The following is an 18,232-nucleotide window of genomic DNA, read 5'->3' on the forward strand; positions in this document are numbered from 1 at the left end:
GAAAGGAGGGCACAAGCCCCCCTTTATTCGTTCTATTACGATTAGAACTTATATTTCAAAGATACTTTAGCAGAACGACCGTCACCGATGTAAACGATACTGCCGCCACGGTAAACCGCTGTGTAGTACTCTTCATCAGTTAAGTTTTGCACGTTAGCCGTTACCGATAAGCTACGAGAGAAATCGTACGTAGCAAACATGTCGTAAACTGTATAGCTTGGTAACTTGATCGAATCGCTGGCTGCGCCATCAGGCTGGCCACCCGACATTTCGCTTGAGTATGTCACAGTACCACCGAAGGCGAACTGTGGCGTTGCTTGATAACGAAGCTGAAGGTTTGCACTCTTATCAGCGAAGTTTGGCTTATCGTAACCAATGTAATTAGGATACGTAACACCACCACGGCCTGATAGAGCCTGTGTTCCATCATAATATGAATCTAGGATTTCAGAGCTCATGATCGCCATACCAAACTGACCGCTCAGTTTTGGCGTGATGTTACCCGACAACCCTAACTCAACACCACGCACACGGTTCTCACCTGTGTTACCCGAACCGGCTGTATCGTAATCAGCCCCTTCAAGAACGTTATCTTTTGTGGTTTGGAAAAGTGCAGCTGTTAATAGCAGACGCTCATCCATCAAGTTCCACTTGGTGCCCACTTCTAAATTAACGGATTCCTCAGGTTTAACATTCTTATAGGCATCTGAGTCGGCATTACACAAACCGCCATAGCCACAGTTTGTGCCGGCATCTGCTTCACCACCGTTGATATTTGACGACGTGCTCCAAGATGCATAAACGTTACCGTTTTCCCATGGTGAGAAAACAAGACCTAAATGACCGTTAAGCAAACCATCGTCATAGTTGTAATTTTCATCTGCTGAGTAAGAATGCAGTTTGTAGTCAAAGCGGTCATAACGCACTCCACCAAACACTTCTAACCAGTCATTAACGGTCACTGTATCCATAAGGTATACAGAGACAGTTGTTAAATCTAGATCAGAAGAGGCACTGTTTTTGGTTACAGTACCCGTCCAGAAGTCATTATCGATATTGTATGGATCATCAACAGCACCTGTTGCCGTGGTATCAACTGTGTAATTACCTGACCTTACGCTTTCTTTACCATACTCAACACCGGCAACAATCGTATTTCGCATGCCAGCGATATCTTTATCAATTACGAAGTTCGTTTGGTTGCCTACGTAATCATTATCCTGCCAACCAGTGAAGTTACGCAGACCAGTTGGACGGTTATCACTGACACCTGAATAGGTCGTTACTACATATTCATTTTTGGTATTACCCCAACGAGTTTTGTTTTCCAAACGAATATCGTCGGAAATATCGTAATTTACCGTTACAGTAAATACATCCGCTTCGCCACGCTGGAAGTCTGATCCGTTTTGTACAGCTGGATCGTACTTATTGACGCCACCCGTTGTACGGTTAATGGCATAACCCGTATCTGTTTTATCATCTGCCTTAAAGTGATAATAATCTGCAGATACTTTTAGATCTTCAGTTGCTTGATGTACAACAGAAGCCAAGATACCTTGGCGTTGCTCTCCGGCAGGCGCACGATCTGGTGTATCGGAATCAGTATATAACATGTTCAAACGAACCGCTGTATCGCTGCTCAATACTTGGTTCGTATCTAATGTCACTCGCTTATATTTATCGGTTCCCAAACCGGCTTCAACCGTTGTGAACGTATCATCCATATTAGCTTTTTTAGTCACAGTGTTGACAGAACCACCTGTTGAACCACGACCAGCAAAGGTAGAATTTGGACCTTTAGAAATTTCTATTTGCTCTAACGCAAATGTTTCACGCGTGATCAAACCTGGTTCGCGCAGACCATCAGTGAAGATATCGCTACGAGCTTCATAACCACGGATAATGTAGCGGTCACCAAACGAGTTACCGCCTTCACCTGTACCTAACGTGATACCCGGCTGTGCGCTTAGCAAGTCTTTAAGTTCTGTCTTACCTGACTCTGCAATCGCCTCTTTAGTCATTACCGTCATGGTATGAGGCGTATCAGCTATGTCACGAGTCTGGCGCGAGTCAGATAGCTTTTTTGCTTTATAAGGCGCATCAGGCTCAGCGTACGGGTTTCCGTCTGCTGCGATCCCTTGTTCTTCAACCATTAATTTGTCGAGAGTTACTTCTTCTGCATAAACACCCTGAGTGGCTAATGCAGCAGAAATAGCGAAAGCAAGCGTTCCAGCCTTTGAAACAGGAGATTTTTCAGCAAACTCCGAGCGTAACGAAAACGCTGTTTCCATTTTTTGATGAGACATGTTTTACCTTTCCTTCCATAAGTCATAATGCAAAGGGTTGTCATAAGTAGATAATTGAGACGCAATAACGTTTAGATACGTATTTACACCCTAAAAATCCAGCACGCTTAATCCCAACCCAAAACCTGAGAGCTGTTCAGGGACGACAGTTTATTTCTTGATTTTTTACTTCGAGTTATTAACGAAGATCTTTCAGGTAAAAGCCCACAGGAATGTTGTAAGACATCTGTGACGCCGTAATCTCATCCGGAAAAGGAGGAAACGGCTGTGCTTTTTTCAGCATTTTCAATACGGCATCATCCAGTCGTTTAGACCCCGAGCTACCTTTAATGCTGTGTTCAAGCACTTTACCTGATCGATCAACAACAAAATGCAAACGCACTTCACCTTCTTCCCCGCGACGACGCGAGGCAATAGGGTAACGTTTATATTTTGCGAGTTTGGCTTGCAGCAAAGCGTTATAACTTTGCAACGCGCCGGGGTTGCCTCCTGTGGTGCGAGACTGCCCTATCCCTGTCGAAGCTTTTCGCTGGGCTACCGTACTGTTAGTTTTCTGATCTGAAGGGGGGGAATCAGTCACTACAGCATCGTTAGTCGACGGTTTAGGTTCAGGCTTCACTTCACGTGGAGGCTGTTTCTTTACTACTTTTTTAGGCTTTTCTGGCTTAGGTTTTACCTTAACCACGGGTTTCTGTTTAGGCGGTTCAGGTTCGGGTTCCGGCTCCGGTTCTGGCTCAACTTCTGGTTCCGGTTCAGGTGCTGGCGGCGGTTCAACAGCGGTTACTTCTACTGTTTCTTGCGCCTCACCCAGATCACCTAACATACCTAGGTCTATCTCTATACCTAGCTCGCCCTTATCTTTAGCGCCTTCCGTTTTGGAATGCGCTAAACCGATAAACACCAACAGGTGTAAGGCAATAGCCACCACGAACATGATTATCCAATGATGCGTGCGTATCACGACGTTTCACCTCCACGCCGTGTTGCTAAAGACACTTTCATCAAACCCACACTTTTTACCAGCTTTAAGACATTTTGAAGACGGTTAACCAGCAGAGTGCTGTCTACTTTAACCAGCACCGCGAACTCATCCGGTGTCTTCGATTGAGCAAAAGCGGCTTCTAGACCCGCTTTTAAGCCTTCCTCGTCCACTGGCTGATTATCCAAATAAAGGTCACCTGATAAATCAACCAAGATGGTTGCTTTGTCCTCAGTGTGTGGTATCTCACTCACCGAGGAAGGCGGTTGTAGTTTTATAGCATCCGACTTCTGTATTTGTCCTGCTACCATGAAGAAAATAAGCATCAAAAAAACGACATTAATTAATGGAATCAAGTTGTCGTCACTATCATTTTTTTTATGCACAGCTTCGTTACAGAGCTTCATGGTAAAACTCCAGCCAATGACACATGTGTAGCGCCCAATTGCTTCAGCGTATCAAGCAACGTGATCATCGTTTGCGTCATAATTCCTTCTTCAACTTCTATGGCATATACCGCATCAGGGTCAGAAGCTATCTGTTCACGTAACCCCGCTTCGTTATTGAGCAGCAGTTCTACACCGTCAAAGTTTAGAGCGCCTTGATCATCTAAAATGCGTACAACACGGATTTCTTTAGGGTCAAGTTGCTCAGGCTGTGCATGCGTAGCTGTCGACAAGTTTACTTGCCGCCAGTGCATAAAGTTGGACGACAGCATAAAAAACAAAAGCAGAATGAACACGACATCGATCAACGGCGTTAAACTAATCGCCCGACGACGGCGTTGAGCAGATTGATCAAGCTGCACGCTTGATCTCCTCTGCTTTAGCTCGACTCAATGATACAGATTGATGACTAGTAAAAACTTGAGTGACCGAGTCATTCATCAACGCCGATACACGCTCTACTTTACGTTCTAGCCAAGTATGAATCGCAACAACGGGGATAGCCACAACTAAACCAACAGCCGTTGTGAGCAATGCCTGCCAAATACCACCCGATAACACGGACGGGTCCACCTGACTGCCTGCCGCTTCCATTTGCTGGAAAGCTACAATCATCCCCAAAACAGTACCTAACAAACCAAGCAATGGGCTTAATGTAGCAATGACTTCCAAAGGGCGTAAAAACGCACGCAGCTGATTCATTCGGTTAGTTGCTACACGCTCAAGCTCTTCTTTTAGCAAACTGTGATCGGCACTAGGGCGCGACAGTCCATGCATAGCCATTGATGTGACTTCCGAGACAGGGCGACGAGTTTTCAGCGCGGCTATCGCCTCTTGATTTTCGCCTTTACGCCATGCCAACAAACTCTTTCGTACGTCGCCTGTCGACTCTGGACGCAGTAAAGCAAACTGCCAAACTTTTACCAAAACAATACACAAAGCGATAACCGAAAAGCCCATCAGAATCCAAACAACAGGGCCACCAACCGTCAAAAAGTCTTGCAGTTGGGTCATAAAATCGACTGGCGTATTCGCAGCTACATCAGCGATAGTGCCGTCTACATTTACATCATTTGGAAGTCCATTTTCCGACGCGGTTGCACCGGCGGCTGGGGTCGTTTGAGGAACTGAGTCCGCATTGTCGGACGAAACGGTGTTAACAGCAGCGTTATTTGTCGAGTCTAAAGCGGCATTAACAACACTAGAGTCTGTTTGTGCTGTTTCTGCAGGGGCTACTGTACCTGTCGGAGCAGGTCCATTTGCTGTTGTTTCATTCGCCATAGCGGTGGCGTCAACCGTATTATCAGTGCTCACTAGCAGCTCCATTTATTTACATTTGCGGATACACAGATGTATCTACATCAATAACGACTTACTAATGATAATGATTCGCGTTTTTATGATCAATAGATTTGTATGATTGAGAAACTTTGTCTACGCTTAGTTGTCAGGCTACTTTCAAAGAAAGATCGAGGATTTAGAAGACTTTATCTGCATTTTGTGTAATTTTCGTTACTAAATTTTATTTTACGAAACTTAACAAATATTTACCCTGCGCTGACATTCCTGCCTATAAACCGCTGACAAGAGGCTAATTGACTAACAATTCCACCTCTTTATCACTAAGCGAGCGCCACTTCCCCTCAGGTAATTTCCCCAATTTACAACCGCTAATCTCAACCCGTTGCAGGTCAATGACATGATAACCCAGCGCCCTACTCATCTTACGTATCTGACGATTAAGGCCTTGCGTCAGGACAATCTCAAAGCGGTTAGCCCCTAACAATTGCACACGGCAGGGCAAGGTCACAGCTTGGCCAATATCAACACCCTGCTCCATCAAACGACAGAACTGCACATCTATATCAGGCTTGTTAAAATGAGGCCTCACACTTACGTGGTAAGTTTTGCGGTAGTGGAATTCAGGAGACAGTAACCGATGGCATAAACCGCCATCATCGGTCAGTAGCAATAAACCATGCGAATCTTTATCCAAACGGCCTACAGGAAACAATCGCTTAGGCAAATCGAGATGGTTAATTAGGCTCGCTGGATCTTGAGAACGATAATTACAATCTATCCCCACAGGCTTATTATAAATAACGTAGCTAAAGCGATCTGGCAGCGTAATCAATTGGCCGCCCAGCGTGATGTTTTCACTACCATTAATTACGGTATGGTTATCAGCAAGCACACCATTTACGCATACCTTTCCCTCCGATATCAAACGGCTAGCGGCCCGCTTAGAGCAAGCGCCAGCGAGACTTACATACTGAGAAAGGCGCATTAACTACCTAAAATTTTCAAAGGCAGAGCCAGGGCTTCGTTACCCGATTGGCCGCCCATCCAAATAATGGCGCACAAGCCTGTTACGGTAACCACATACCAAGCCGCCGATACACTTTGTGCATATCGATTTAATGGCAACAATTGGCTCGCATGACGACCACGCCACTCGACCAGTATTTCTATACTGCCAATAATCAGCAAAAAGCCCAAGAGTGCCATACCAAAGCTATAGCTTAACAAAACGCCGATGATCGCTCCTAAAACGCACGCGATAAGGCCAACTAATGAATTCATCGAGAACGTAATGCTTTTTAAAATGTGTCCCCCATCTAAAGGAAGAACAGGCAGAAGATTAAATAAATTGAGTAAAGCATTAAAGACAGCAATGCCCGCCAACATTTCAATGCCTGTAATGGCGTATAACAGCAATAAAACAATCGATAAAAGCAGGCCGAAAAAGGGCCCCATAATCGAGATAACAACATCTTGCCAACGCGTATTAATTTTATCGTCGCTGAGCGCCAATCCTCCCATAAAAGGCACTAAGTAAATGCCTTTAGTACGCATCCCAAAATACTTCATCGCACGAATATGCCCGTACTCATGAAAGACTAAACAAGCAATAAGCGCTAAAGCGAACTGCCATGAAAATAACCAGCTATAAGCAGCCAAGCTGCCAGCAGCAAATAGTACTTTAATCACTTTCGCGCTTTTAAAGAGCTTAAGCGCTAGTGATCCCAGACCTATAAGGCTGATGCGATTAGGGGTTTTGGGGCGTTCTGCGACAGACTGGCTTTCAATGTCTTTTTCAACACGCTCGCCCTGTTCCAACAATTGATCACCCATCATTAACTGATAGCTAAGAGAAAAAGGCTGCCACTGCAAAGACACCTTCAAGCAGCACTCAACGGGTTCCTCCCCTCGCATCAGCGTAAAGGGTAGTTCAGAATTTTTTTCAGGATCTTGGCTAGCTTCTCGCTGTGCGACAAGATGGTTATCCCAATAAAGTCCCTGCCACCCGGACATCGTCGCTTGTAAACGTAATGGGCGTCCTGCACACATGATGGATAATAACTGCACGATGTACTCTCTTATGCTTTAACCACAGACAATTGAATCATATCCCGAAAATGGGATCTTAAATAAAAATGCCGACTATACTGAGTCAGGCGTACAGGGCAAAGGGCTGATCGGCCCAAAGAAACGTAAATAATTGATTTAATGGAACTATGAATATTTTAGTTACTTTTTTGCTACAATTTAAAATCATTTTAGCCACGACCACCCCGTGTAAAGGTAACTACTCATGAAGTGTTCAGAAGTCTCACGAGTAACCGATAGCATAACTGGTAAGCAGCTAGTTATATTGTGCGATGAAAATACAAACCGCTTGTTCGCGATCGAAGCAAGTGAATTTGGCGATGGCAGCGGTTGCGACATCTACTCTCCCTATGATCGTCGAATGCTCAGCATTGAACCATCAAATGATGCTCTGCTTCATATCGACAGCGTATTCTTGAGAGAAACGTTTGGCGAAAACAACGATTCGACTTACCCTCGTGCGCAATGGCTCAAGGCAGTTGCTTCGCACTCCACCGACTTGGGTTATTGGGAATGGGTAAGCCAACAAAAAGAATCTATGCTCTGTTTTGATGGCTTAACGATTATATGAAGGTCGGTATTTACGATAAAGCGCTGTACTATCTGTTAACGCTGATAAGTCCCGACTAAGCGGTTCATCCCTAGTGTATGCGCTTCTACTTTTTCTAAGAACTCACAAAGATCTAAGCCGTCAGGCAATGCAGGTTCAAGATCTAACGCCAATACCCAAAAGTAATAGCGATGCAGGCCATGGCCTTCTGGCGGCATTGGTCCATTATACGCGTGCTCGCCCATATCATTGACACCATGAGCAAAGCCTTTCACTCCTTCATCAAGCTTAGTCGTTGATGGGGGAATGTTATATACCAACCAATGCACAAAGCCGTAATTCCCTTGAGTTGATATTTTAGGCGCATCTGGGTCATGACAAAAAACGGCAATAGATTTCGTCCCTTGCGGTATATTTTCCCAAAAAAGCGTTGGCGAGACATCGTCGCCTTCACCTGTATGTTTTACGGGAATAGCGCCATCAGGTGTAAAGTTGGCACTGGTGAGCTGTATATTTGACAGTGAAAAGCCCATTTTAGTCTCCGTATGTGATCAATGTATTTTTAGCCTAACATAGGTTCAACACACATTGGCAGCTAGACCACCGCGTGCGGTTATTAATAAACCCAGTTAATTTAAAAGTTACTCTCTTAAAATCAAAAGGTTGACTAAAAGGCGGGGCATTGGTTCAGCTATTTGATACAAATAAGCCGAATAACAAGCAAGGTAAAATCAACCACTCGATGAGCAGCGTTTTAATACTGAACTATAATTAAAAAAATCAGCTTTATTAATTAATAGGAATTACGCATTCCTTATGACATTTCCACAAAATTCTAACAATAGTTATGTCGAAGAGAACTTAATTGCTCTTGCCTATAAAAACCACCTTGGCATGTTAGCGGTTAATTCCTTTGCAACACTTGTTGTATTCTGGCTATTACGCTTGTCCCCTGTCACTTGGATAAATAGCTGGGGCTTAGTATTTTTGATCGTAATGCTATTACGCTTTCTAGTCGAGTTTGCATACCGAACCCATAGACGACTGAAACCAGAGATCAGCCTAGGATCATTATTACGATGGCGATTCGCGTTTAGGGTAGGACTATGGTCAAGTGGTGCTCTCTGGGCTGTTATAGCGGTTGCTGCCCTTCCCCATGCAACCGATACTCAGGTGCTTTCAACAATCCTGATCATTAGCGCACAAGCCAGCGGGGCTACAGCCGTGCTGGCTCCGGATAAAATCGGCGGTCGTGTTTATATCACCAGTTTACTTTTACCTTGTAGTGTATCGCTCCTGCTGATTTCCACTCCCCTGCCTTTCCTTACATTTTTAGGCTGCATTTTTCTAATCGTCATGCTGATTAGCCACGCCAATAACCACCGCCTCATAGTAGGTTCTCTGAAACTGACCTTTCAGAACGAAAATCTACTGCACCATTTACAATCTCAAAACGCTGAAATATTGGCGTTAAATTCAGAGCTCGAAGGCCGAGTCAAAGAACGGACGGCGGCTTTAGAACACATGGCGAGCCGTGACAACCTCACGTGCTTGCTGAACCGATCGGGCTTAATCAACCAGCTCACCAGCATGCTAAGCCATACTCAATCTTTCCATGTATACTTTCTTGATTTAGATAAGTTTAAACAAATCAACGACAGCAAAGGTCATGAAGTAGGTGACAAAGTACTTAAACACATCACTAAGAACTTAAGTGAAAATGTTCCTAGCAACGGGCTTTTAGCGCGCTGGGGTGGCGATGAGTTTGTATTCTGCTTGCCTGGGGAACAATGCAAAGATCAGGTGTTACATCTCATTTTTTCAGGCATTAGCTCCCCCATCGAAATTGATAACGAAATGATGCAAGTGGGTGTCACCATTGGGTACGCCGTTTATCCTGACGATGCCGAGACCATTAATGATGCCATTGGAGCGGCTGATTTAGCCGCCACCGAACTCAAGAAACAAGGCCGACGCGGCGAGTTACTGCGTTTTAATAAAAACATTGCTGTGTCACTTGAACGCAGGACGTTAATCACCGAATTGCTCTCACATAAAGACTTAGGCGAGCACTTTTATGTTGAGTATCAACCCATTGTTGATAGCCAACAAAATATCATCGCCTTAGAAGCATTATGCCGCATAAACGCCCCTACTTTAGGATCGGTAACACCTGACGAATTTATCGCGATTGCTGAAGAAAATGGGAAAATTCATGAGCTTGGAAAGTGGGTGCTTAATGAAGCTTGCCGATATTTAACATCACAAATATCCGCCGGAAATAGCCCTATCATGTCAGTCAATGTATCGCCTATTCAGATGAAAAACCCACGTTTTTCAATAGAAATAAAAGAAGTTCTGGATAAGCATCATTTACCGAGCCATTTAATTGCTCTTGAAATGACAGAATCTTTTTTAGAGCACGAGGAGGTAGATGGCATCATTGATCGACTCAATCAAATTGTTGAACAGGGTATTCACATCTACATAGACGATTTCGGTACAGGCTACTCATCACTATCTCGTTTACGAGATTTACCCGTACACACCCTAAAAATAGATCGTTACTTTATTGCATCGCTAGAAGAGGAAGGAGATGAACTGGTGGATAGCATCCTCTATTTAGCCAACAAGTTTGGTTTAGATGTAATTGCAGAAGGCGTTGAAACGGATGCGCAGTTTGTCCATTTACAAAAGCTAGGCTGTCAGAACTTCCAAGGTTTTTTGTTTGGCCGCCCTACACCTGACCCTTTACAGCACTAAAAAAGCCATCGCAAATACGATGGCTTTATATTTTGAAAGCAATAGATTAACGAGTCCGTTCGAACATCAGATCCCAAACACCGTGACCTAAACGCTCACCCCGCTTTTGGAATTTAGTCACCGGACGCCACTCTGGCTGGGGCGAATATTCCCCCTCACCGGCTTGGTTAGTAAAGCCCTCGGCGGCTGTCATTACCTCCATCATATGCTCGGCATAGTTTTCCCAATCGGTCGCCATATGGAAGTAACCACCCACTTCCAACTTTTGGCGTATTTTTTGAGCAAACTCAGGCTGAACAATACGACGCTTGTGATGCTTCTTTTTATGCCATGGGTCCGGAAAGAAAAGTTGTAGCGCATGCAAACTATTGTCCGGAATACACTCAGCCAAAACTTCTACTGCATCTTCCGCATACACACGAATATTCGTTAAACCAGCCTCGTTAGCGCGTGATAACAAACGTCCAACACCGGGTCTGTGCACTTCAATTCCAATGTAGTTTTTATCAGGTTGCTGAGTCGCCATCTCAATAAGCGAGTCGCCCATGCCAAAACCTATTTCTAGTACGACTGGAGCCTGACGACCAAAAACTTCAGCAAAATCAATCGCCCCATTTTTGAGTTCCAGCCCCATCTCAGGCCATACTTCTTCTAACGCTTTTTGCTGACCTTCCGTAGTCCGGCCGGCACGCATGACAAAGCTGCGCACCGTGCGCATGTATTTCTTTTCTTCAGTCATCAAATATCGTCTTTTTGTTCGAGTTTAATCTATTAACCAATTACGCCATCTAGCGGTGATGATGCACTAGCATATTTTTTGCGCGGCATACGGCCAGCCAGATAAGCTTCACGGCCGGCTTCTATCGCTTTACGCATAGCCGAAGCCATCAACACAGGGTTACCTGCTGCCGCAATAGCCGTGTTCATCAACACACCTTCGCACCCCATTTCCATTGCAATAGCCGCATCCGATGCCGTGCCAACACCCGCATCAACCAAAATAGGGACATTGGCCGCTTCCATGATGATACGAATGTTATGTGGATTCAAAATACCTAGCCCAGAGCCAATTAAAGACCCCAGCGGCATAACGGCCACACAGCCCATTTCTTCTAATTGTTTTGCAACGATGGGATCATCATTAGTGTAGACCATGACCTTAAAGCCATCGTTAACCAAAGTTTCTGTGGCCTTAATCGTTTCTACAATATTGGGATATAGCGTTTTCTGATCACCCAAGACTTCTAATTTAACTAAATCATGACCATCCAATAACTCACGTGCTAACCGGCAAGTGCGTACGGCATCTTCCGCGGTATAACAGCCAGCCGTGTTTGGTAGAATCGTGTACTTATCTGGCGTGATGATATCCAGCAAATTAGGCTCGTCCGGATTTTGACCGATGTTAGTACGGCGCACGGCTACAGTGACTATTTCAGCGCCACTGGCCTCTATAGCGGCACGAGTTTCATCCATATCTTTATATTTGCCAGTGCCCACCAGCAAACGTGATTGATATTCTGTACCTGCAATAACCAACGAATCACTCACTTGAGACATTATCTTTTCCTTATGTTCTAACACGCCATATCACCAATCGCTAACAGACTTTTATCCGCCACCAATAGCATGGACAACTTCAACCTGATCGTTCTCTTGAATACGATAGTCAGCATGCTGGCTACGTGGAATAATTTCTTGATTAACTTCAATTGCAATGCGCTTACCGACTAAGCCCATCGACTCAATTAGATCAATCAAACAGGCGTTATCATTGAGCGTTTTCGATTCGCCATTTACATAAAACTGCATCTAGTTTCCTCGTTGATTACTTAATGCATGCAATGCCAATAAAAACCAGCCCGTCAGAAAGGCAATGCCCCCGAACGGAGTTATAGCACCCAACCAATGCTCACCGGTCAGCGCTAACACATACAAACTACCGCTAAACAAGATAATACCTGTAGCGAAAGCAACTCCGCTGCCTGAGAGCAAGCGCGATGTATGGTGACGTAGCAACAACGCAACAGCGAGCAAAGCTAGCGTATGGTAAAACTGGTACTGCACCGCCGTTTGCATCACTTGCATAAGGCGCTCACTTAAAAGCCCACGCAACGCATGCGCGCCAAATGCACCCATGCCAACCGCGACAAAGCCGCTAATGGATGCGAATAGCAGGAAAATTCTGACCGTCATGATCAATCTCTTTATGTACGGGGGTGGAAAGTATATCACCGTTAATAGGCGAATTTTAATGCGAAGGAAGGAATCTCTTAGGCTTAGAAAACAATAAAGCCGCTAACAAGCGGCTTTATTTAGGAATCAACCCCATTTATGACGGAGGCTATTTAAAAGGCAAACTCTAAATTCTCAGCGCCAATGGCTTCCTTGAGCTTTTTCATCGCATTTTTTTCCAGCTGACGGATCCGTTCAGCAGAAACCTGATACTGCGCAGCCAGTTCATGGAGTGTCGATTTCTCATCACTTAACCAACGCTGAGCCAAAATATCACGGCTGCGCTCATCAAGTGATTCCATTGCACCCATTAGACGTGTTTGCGAATCCTCTTCCCAGTTAGATGCTTCTAACTGCATGGCAGGATCAGTTGAGTGATCTTCTAAATACTGTGATGGAGACACGATAGGCGCATCATCGTCATCGCTAACAGGTGCGTCGAATGCCGTATCAACTGACGCCATACGGCCTTCCATTTGACGTACAGTAACCTCATCAACACCCAAATCTTCAGCAATAGCCTTTACTTCAGCTGTATTCATCCAGCCTAAGCTTTTTTTCTGAGATCTCAGGTTAAAGAATAATTTACGCTGTGCTTTAGTCGTTGCGACTTTCACGATACGCCAATTACGCAAGATATATTCATGCATCTCAGCTTTAATCCAATGAACCGCAAACGATACCAAGCGCACGCCCATGCTAGGATCAAAGCGTTTAACCGCTTTCATCAAGCCAACGTTACCTTCTTGGACAAGATCGCCCAATGGTAAGCCATAACCTGAATAACTACGCGCAATATGTACAACAAAGCGTAGATGAGACAAGACAAGCTGGCGGGCGGCTTCAAGATCATTCTGATAGAACAGACGGTCAGCCAACTCGCGCTCTTCAGCAACACTCAACACAGGAATCGTGCTGATTGTTTGTACGTATGCATCCAAGTTTTGCCCCGGAGATACGTGCTCTAAGAGTTGTAAACTATTGCCCATTAAATCCTAACCTCGTTAATTCATTAACCGATTATATGACGCAAAATTCGGTGTAAAGTTCCCTGTATTTTCCATCAGGGACTGGAAAAGATAGCGGCAGATCCACAAAAGATCAAGCCATCAACACATCGTTCCCATTTCAATCGACTAACCAACAAAAAAACCACATCATTTAAGCTATCAATATGCTCTACAATGACTATACATTGCTTAGCGAGGCTCTATATCGCGCAAATGTCGACGAACCGATAGCCAAGCTCCTAACCAGCCCAGCATAACACTCGACACCAATAAAATACCGGTGCCAATCCAGCCAAGGCCGCTCAACTCGAAACGGCTTCGGTACAGTTCAGCAAGCTCTAAGGACGGTGTTTCTAACATCAGCCATGCCAACTGAATCATCAACCAAGCGAGCGCAGCGCCCATCAAACCATACCAAAAGCCCGTATATAAAAAGGGACGGCGCACCCACGCGTCGGTCGCGCCAACGAGTTTACTCACTACTATTTCATCACGCCGACTCTCAATCGACGTACGAATGGTATTACCAACCACGAGTAAAACAGCCAACCCTAAAAGCACGCCCAATACAAAAACCGAACGCTGAGCCACCGCTAAAATCGCTTCTAAGCGCTGTAGCCATTCCATATCAAGAATGGCATCCTCTACTTCTGGCATGGCTTCGTAAGCTGCTCGTTGAATCCCCAGATCAGCTGCACTGGTCGATTTAGGCAAAATCATAATAACGGCCGGTAGCGGGTTATTGTCTAGTGATTCAAGTACATCACCAAACCCTGCATACTTTTTAAACTCGAGCATGCCTTGGTCACTGCTAATCATATCAATAGCCGCTATATCCTCGCGTAAGAGCAACGAACGACCAAAGCGATCGGCCTCTTCATCGCTCAAGGACGCTTGCAGATAGAGCGTGATACGGGTTTCACCCTGCCAACCTTGGGTGAGTGTTTTAAGACTCGCCAACGCCGAAAACATAAAGCCAGGAAGTGTCAGCGCAATCGCCAATACTGCCACCGTCATCAAGGTGACCATGGGGGTAGATAGCAAGCGTTTGAGTGAGCTTTTACAAACATTACTGTGATGACGCGCCCAACTTTCCCCGTGCCCTTTTAAATCAACTTTATGCTGCTTTGCTCCACGAGGCTTAGCTGGCTGTTTTTGCTCGGGCTCTCTTTTGGCTTTTTCGTCACGCGCTCCCGATATACTAGGTTCTATTCGAACAGCTCCACGCGGTTTATTCATCGCCAATCAGCCTCCCTTCTTTAAGCACCAACATACGATGGCGCATTTTAGAGATGAGGGATACATCATGGCTGGCCACCAGCACGGTTGTTCCAACACGGTTGAACTGTTCGAACAACCGCATAATTTCTTGGGATAACTGCGGATCCAAGTTACCCGTAGGCTCATCCGCCAATAACACCTTAGGTTTATGCACAATAGCGCGGGCGATACCGACACGCTGCTGCTCACCACTGGAAAGTGCTAGCGGGTTCATTTTCTCTTTGGCCAATAGCCCCACCTTATCCAAGGCTGCACGCACTCGACGAGCGGCGTCTTCTGGCGAGTATCCGCTGATATGCAATGGTAACGCTACGTTATCAAAGACAGTTCGGTCAGAGAGCAGTTGGTGGTTTTGAAAAACCACACCAATAGAACGGCGTAAATAAGGAATACCCGAGCGGCTTAAACGCCCCAAGTCTTGTTCAGCCACAGTGACCTGCCCTGACGATGGTCGCTCCATTAACATGATCAGTTTCAGGAGAGTACTTTTACCGGCCCCGGAATGACCGGTTAAAAACGCCATTTCGCCCGCATTGAGTGTAAAACTGACATCTTTGAGGGCATCATGCCCTTGATCATACCGCTTTGATACGTGCTCAAATTGAATCATGTTGTGGCTAATTATCCGTTTGAACTTAATTGCTTACATTCTTAAAGCTCACACCCCTTAACTAGGCATGCTGCGCTTTTTATAATGAGAATACGACATATGGGATTCTCAATAATATGCATAAACGGCCGTTATATTAGCACACCGATTTGCATATGATCAGATTAGCACGCAGACTCCCGTCGGTTATTAAACACGCCTCCACATTAGGACAATAGTAAACACGTATGACGACTAAAGAAGACGCCCCATTATTTAACCGCTCGTACCTCAAATTAATGCCAGTATTGGTGGGTGCCGTTATTTTATGGCTTTCTCTTAGCAATCAGAGTGACAAAGCGCCAAAAATCGAAACACTTACGCCTGACCACACTTATTTAGTAGTTCATAAACAAACAACCGTGCCAGCGCTGCACCTTATTTATGCCGTTGCTCCAGGACTCAGTTACCAACAGGCCGAATATCGACATGCCATTCAACATGCTTTTAACCAAGCCTTAGGCAACTACCCCGCGATTAGCGCCAATTGGTTCGATGATCGCGTCACATTACATATTCCCGTATCGAGAATTCGCTCTGGTTCTTTACCCAAACTAATTGATGCATTCATAACAGATGTGTTTGATTTATATCCCAATGCACTAAAACGCGCCGCTGCCGAGCACTACTTAGATCAAAACGAGCAACAAGCCCAAGCATTGCTTAACCTGACGCAACAAATCGCGGGGTATCGATCTACCGTGTCCGTTCAACAGATTTTTTCGCAACCACCATTGGCACTGCTAGAGCTAACAAGCCAGGACAAAAAACTCACCCAAGACATAACACAGCAAATAGCCGCATTAACAAGCAGGCACGCAAGCCTCAATACACAAGATGCCTCATCACTCAGCACCCCATCGTCTATTCACTTAACCCATCGTGGAACAGGCTATTTATACATGTTAGGGCAAGCCGCTCGTGCTAACACGATGGATGATACTGATCTAGTAGCATCACACCTTCTAGGGCAACAACTTGCCACTCTAACCAGCAATAGCGATATACAGTTTCGCTTAGTACAAAAACCGCTGCGGCCAATTGGGTATCGCGCACTATTACTGCAAAAGGATTCGCCTTTTAAAGCAGGCTTAGAAGACCGCCTAAAGGCGACAATCGAGCAAACTCTCACAAACGAACAACTCGACACCACCCGCACATTGCTCGTTCAACAATACAGAGATCAACTCGCCGACTCGCAAAGTCGCATTGCATTAATCAACCAAGGTCTCTTTTACAATCGCCCTACCGTTTCAGCCGATCAATTTCGTGATACGCTAGACGATATTACGTTAGCTCAAGTCATTACTCGTATTAACGAGTGGCTTGATCCTAACCGCTCGCTGACCTTACTGATTGAACCACTGTAGCCATGCCACGAAAAAACTCGCCTCGCCGCCCGAATGCGCGCACTAACCAAGCTCAGGCTTCCACCACACTGTTACGCATTATTGGCGGAGAGTGGCGTAGCAGAAAACTACCATTCCCTGCCGTAGAAGGCCTACGACCAACACCTGACCGCGTTAGAGAAACGTTATTTAACTGGTTGCAACACCACGTAGGCGGGGCACGCTGCTTAGATATGTTTGCAGGTAGCGGCGCTTTGGGGTTGGAGGCGTTATCCCGAGGTGCAGAGTCAGCATTATTTATTGATCAATCCAGCATCGCAGCCCGACAGCTAAAGGATAATTTAACAACCCTTAAATGCCAACGTGCCGATATTATCAATACAGCCGCCGCGACTTGGTTAACGCAACAACAAGCGGCAGAAGAAGCACAATACGACCTGGTTTTTCTTGACCCACCCTTTCGTAAAGGAATGGTAGAGCCAATTTGCCAGCAGCTCGATTCTTTAAGCTTATTATCCGATCATGCGATGATCTATATTGAAACAGAGGCAGAACTGGCACTGTTGACCGTACCTGCCAACTGGCATCTGCACAGAGAGAAAAAAGCCGGTCAAGTCATTTACCGGCTTTATCAACGCGAGCTTATCAGTTAAGCCATCAGCCCGCGAATGGTATTTTCAAATGTTAGTTGAGTAATTAACCGCTTTTCTGACTCGGGGACATCTGGGTGCAACGAGTCACACACAGCTAAAACCCCCTGCATTTCTCCAAACAACATCTCGGCCAGGGGCAAACTACGCGTTTTTTTACGCAATTGCTTTTGCTTACGTGCCTGTTTTAAAAAGCGGTTTATGTAACCCATCCACTCTTCACGGTTTTCACTCAACAAAGCCATCAGCTCATCATTTTGCGGGAGCATTTGCTGTCGGCTATAAAGCAAGTTATATACTTGCTGTGCATGAGGATCGAATAAAATATCGTTAGTTACATCAATTAAAAAATGTGTCAAAGCCGCCAACGCATCCTGATCAATCGCCTGAAGTTGATCAATAAGATGCTGTTCAAATGGCAGGTCCATGCTTTGTGCTAGAGCGATCAACAAATCATCACGATTTTTAAAATGCCAGTAAAAAGCCCCATGTGTTACACCAGCTTCTGCCGCTATGGCTTTTAAACTAACTTGGTTAATACCGCGCTCGGCGTAACAGCGTAACGCTGTTGTTAGCAACTCCTGCCGAGTTTGTTCAGCTTCCTCTCTTGTACGGCGCAAT

Annotated in this window: 20 protein-coding genes; 4 read left to right on the plus strand and 16 right to left on the minus strand. The window is 45.3% G+C overall.

Going from position 1 to position 18,232, the window contains the following annotated elements; translation table 11 throughout:
• Positions 1-41 precede the first annotated feature (41 nt).
• The 7 genes from BS617_RS12350 to BS617_RS12380 all read right to left on the minus strand — a co-directional run bounded on the left by BS617_RS12350 (position 42) and on the right by BS617_RS12380 (position 7,103).
• Positions 42-2,309 (minus strand): TonB-dependent receptor, encoded by a 2,268-nt coding sequence (locus BS617_RS12350; protein ID WP_083610019.1) that lies wholly within the window; start codon positions 2,307-2,309, stop codon positions 42-44.
• 178 nt (positions 2,310-2,487) lie between these two features.
• A complete protein-coding gene (locus BS617_RS12355) occupies positions 2,488-3,270 on the minus strand; it encodes an energy transducer TonB (RefSeq protein WP_075173095.1) in 783 nt (260 codons plus the stop codon).
• Positions 3,267-3,695, minus strand: a complete 429-nt coding sequence (locus tag BS617_RS12360) for an ExbD/TolR family protein (protein WP_075173096.1) — start codon at positions 3,693-3,695, stop codon at positions 3,267-3,269. The genes BS617_RS12355 and BS617_RS12360 overlap by 4 nt, the downstream gene beginning before the upstream one ends.
• Complete coding sequence (locus tag BS617_RS12365; RefSeq protein ID WP_075173097.1) at positions 3,692-4,096, minus strand: ExbD/TolR family protein; 405 nt, start codon at positions 4,094-4,096, stop codon at positions 3,692-3,694. The genes BS617_RS12360 and BS617_RS12365 overlap by 4 nt, the downstream gene beginning before the upstream one ends.
• Positions 4,086-5,048 carry a MotA/TolQ/ExbB proton channel family protein gene (locus tag BS617_RS12370; RefSeq protein WP_249263601.1) on the minus strand — a complete coding sequence of 321 codons (963 nt, stop codon included), beginning with the start codon at positions 5,046-5,048 and terminating at the stop codon, positions 4,086-4,088. Before BS617_RS12370 ends, BS617_RS12365 begins: the two co-directional genes overlap by 11 nt.
• Positions 5,049-5,325: 277 nt before the next feature.
• Positions 5,326-6,021 carry an RNA pseudouridine synthase gene (locus tag BS617_RS12375; protein WP_075173098.1) on the minus strand — a complete coding sequence of 232 codons (696 nt, stop codon included), beginning with the start codon at positions 6,019-6,021 and terminating at the stop codon, positions 5,326-5,328.
• A complete protein-coding gene (locus tag BS617_RS12380; protein WP_075173099.1) occupies positions 6,021-7,103 on the minus strand; it encodes a site-2 protease family protein in 1,083 nt (360 codons plus the stop codon). The genes BS617_RS12375 and BS617_RS12380 overlap by 1 nt, the downstream gene beginning before the upstream one ends.
• Positions 7,104-7,329: 226 nt before the next feature.
• Between BS617_RS12380 and BS617_RS12385 the strand changes: the two genes are divergently transcribed.
• Positions 7,330-7,695, plus strand: coding sequence for a hypothetical protein (locus BS617_RS12385; protein WP_075173100.1), 366 nt, complete (start codon positions 7,330-7,332; stop codon positions 7,693-7,695).
• A 35-nt stretch (positions 7,696-7,730) separates the two neighbouring features.
• Here the strand turns inward: BS617_RS12385 and BS617_RS12390 are convergent, their stop codons facing one another.
• Positions 7,731-8,207, minus strand: coding sequence for a YbhB/YbcL family Raf kinase inhibitor-like protein (locus BS617_RS12390; protein ID WP_075173101.1), 477 nt, complete (start codon positions 8,205-8,207; stop codon positions 7,731-7,733).
• 283 nt (positions 8,208-8,490) lie between these two features.
• Between BS617_RS12390 and BS617_RS12395 the strand changes: the two genes are divergently transcribed.
• Entirely contained in the window at positions 8,491-10,437 is a 1,947-nt protein-coding gene (locus BS617_RS12395) for a putative bifunctional diguanylate cyclase/phosphodiesterase (RefSeq protein WP_075173102.1), read from the plus strand.
• A gap of 46 nt (positions 10,438-10,483) precedes the next feature.
• Here BS617_RS12395 and trmB read toward each other — a convergent pair whose 3' ends face one another.
• The 7 genes from trmB to ftsE form a co-directional block, all read right to left on the minus strand.
• Positions 10,484-11,176, minus strand: a complete 693-nt coding sequence (gene trmB, locus BS617_RS12400; protein WP_075173103.1) for a tRNA (guanosine(46)-N7)-methyltransferase TrmB — start codon at positions 11,174-11,176, stop codon at positions 10,484-10,486.
• 32 nt (positions 11,177-11,208) lie between these two features.
• The gene (locus BS617_RS12405; protein ID WP_170870348.1) at positions 11,209-11,997 is read right to left on the minus strand and encodes a thiazole synthase; all 789 of its coding nucleotides are present in this window, start codon (positions 11,995-11,997) and stop codon (positions 11,209-11,211) included.
• Positions 11,998-12,048: 51 nt separating this feature from the next.
• Positions 12,049-12,249, minus strand: coding sequence for a sulfur carrier protein ThiS (gene thiS, locus BS617_RS12410; protein WP_075173104.1), 201 nt, complete (start codon positions 12,247-12,249; stop codon positions 12,049-12,051).
• On the minus strand, positions 12,250-12,633 hold the full coding sequence (locus BS617_RS12415; protein ID WP_075173105.1) for a DUF423 domain-containing protein: 384 nt from the start codon (positions 12,631-12,633) through the stop codon (positions 12,250-12,252).
• A 152-nt stretch (positions 12,634-12,785) separates the two neighbouring features.
• Entirely contained in the window at positions 12,786-13,661 is an 876-nt protein-coding gene (gene rpoH, locus BS617_RS12420; protein WP_075173106.1) for an RNA polymerase sigma factor RpoH, read from the minus strand.
• 210 nt (positions 13,662-13,871) lie between these two features.
• Positions 13,872-14,921: a permease-like cell division protein FtsX gene (ftsX, locus tag BS617_RS12425; protein WP_083610020.1), complete on the minus strand. Its 1,050-nt coding sequence runs from the start codon at positions 14,919-14,921 to the stop codon at positions 13,872-13,874.
• A complete protein-coding gene (gene ftsE / locus BS617_RS12430; protein ID WP_075173107.1) occupies positions 14,914-15,573 on the minus strand; it encodes a cell division ATP-binding protein FtsE in 660 nt (219 codons plus the stop codon). The genes ftsX and ftsE overlap by 8 nt, the downstream gene beginning before the upstream one ends.
• A 227-nt stretch (positions 15,574-15,800) precedes the next feature.
• On the opposite strand from ftsE, the gene BS617_RS12435 reads away from it, so the two are divergent.
• Together BS617_RS12435 and rsmD are read left to right on the plus strand one after the other, a co-directional pair.
• Positions 15,801-16,982 carry a peptidase M16 family protein gene (locus tag BS617_RS12435; protein ID WP_075173108.1) on the plus strand — a complete coding sequence of 394 codons (1,182 nt, stop codon included), beginning with the start codon at positions 15,801-15,803 and terminating at the stop codon, positions 16,980-16,982.
• Positions 16,983-16,984: 2 nt separating this feature from the next.
• On the plus strand, positions 16,985-17,614 hold the full coding sequence (gene rsmD / locus BS617_RS12440) for a 16S rRNA (guanine(966)-N(2))-methyltransferase RsmD (protein WP_075173109.1): 630 nt from the start codon (positions 16,985-16,987) through the stop codon (positions 17,612-17,614).
• On the opposite strand, the gene BS617_RS12445 is transcribed toward rsmD, so the two are convergent.
• The gene (locus BS617_RS12445) at positions 17,611-18,231 is read right to left on the minus strand and encodes a TetR/AcrR family transcriptional regulator (protein ID WP_075173110.1); all 621 of its coding nucleotides are present in this window, start codon (positions 18,229-18,231) and stop codon (positions 17,611-17,613) included. The genes rsmD and BS617_RS12445 overlap by 4 nt on opposite strands.
• Between the last annotated feature and the right edge of the window lies 1 nt (position 18,232).

This window comes from Neptunomonas phycophila, assembly GCF_001922575.1.
Lineage (GTDB): Bacteria > Pseudomonadota > Gammaproteobacteria > Pseudomonadales > Balneatricaceae > Neptunomonas > Neptunomonas phycophila.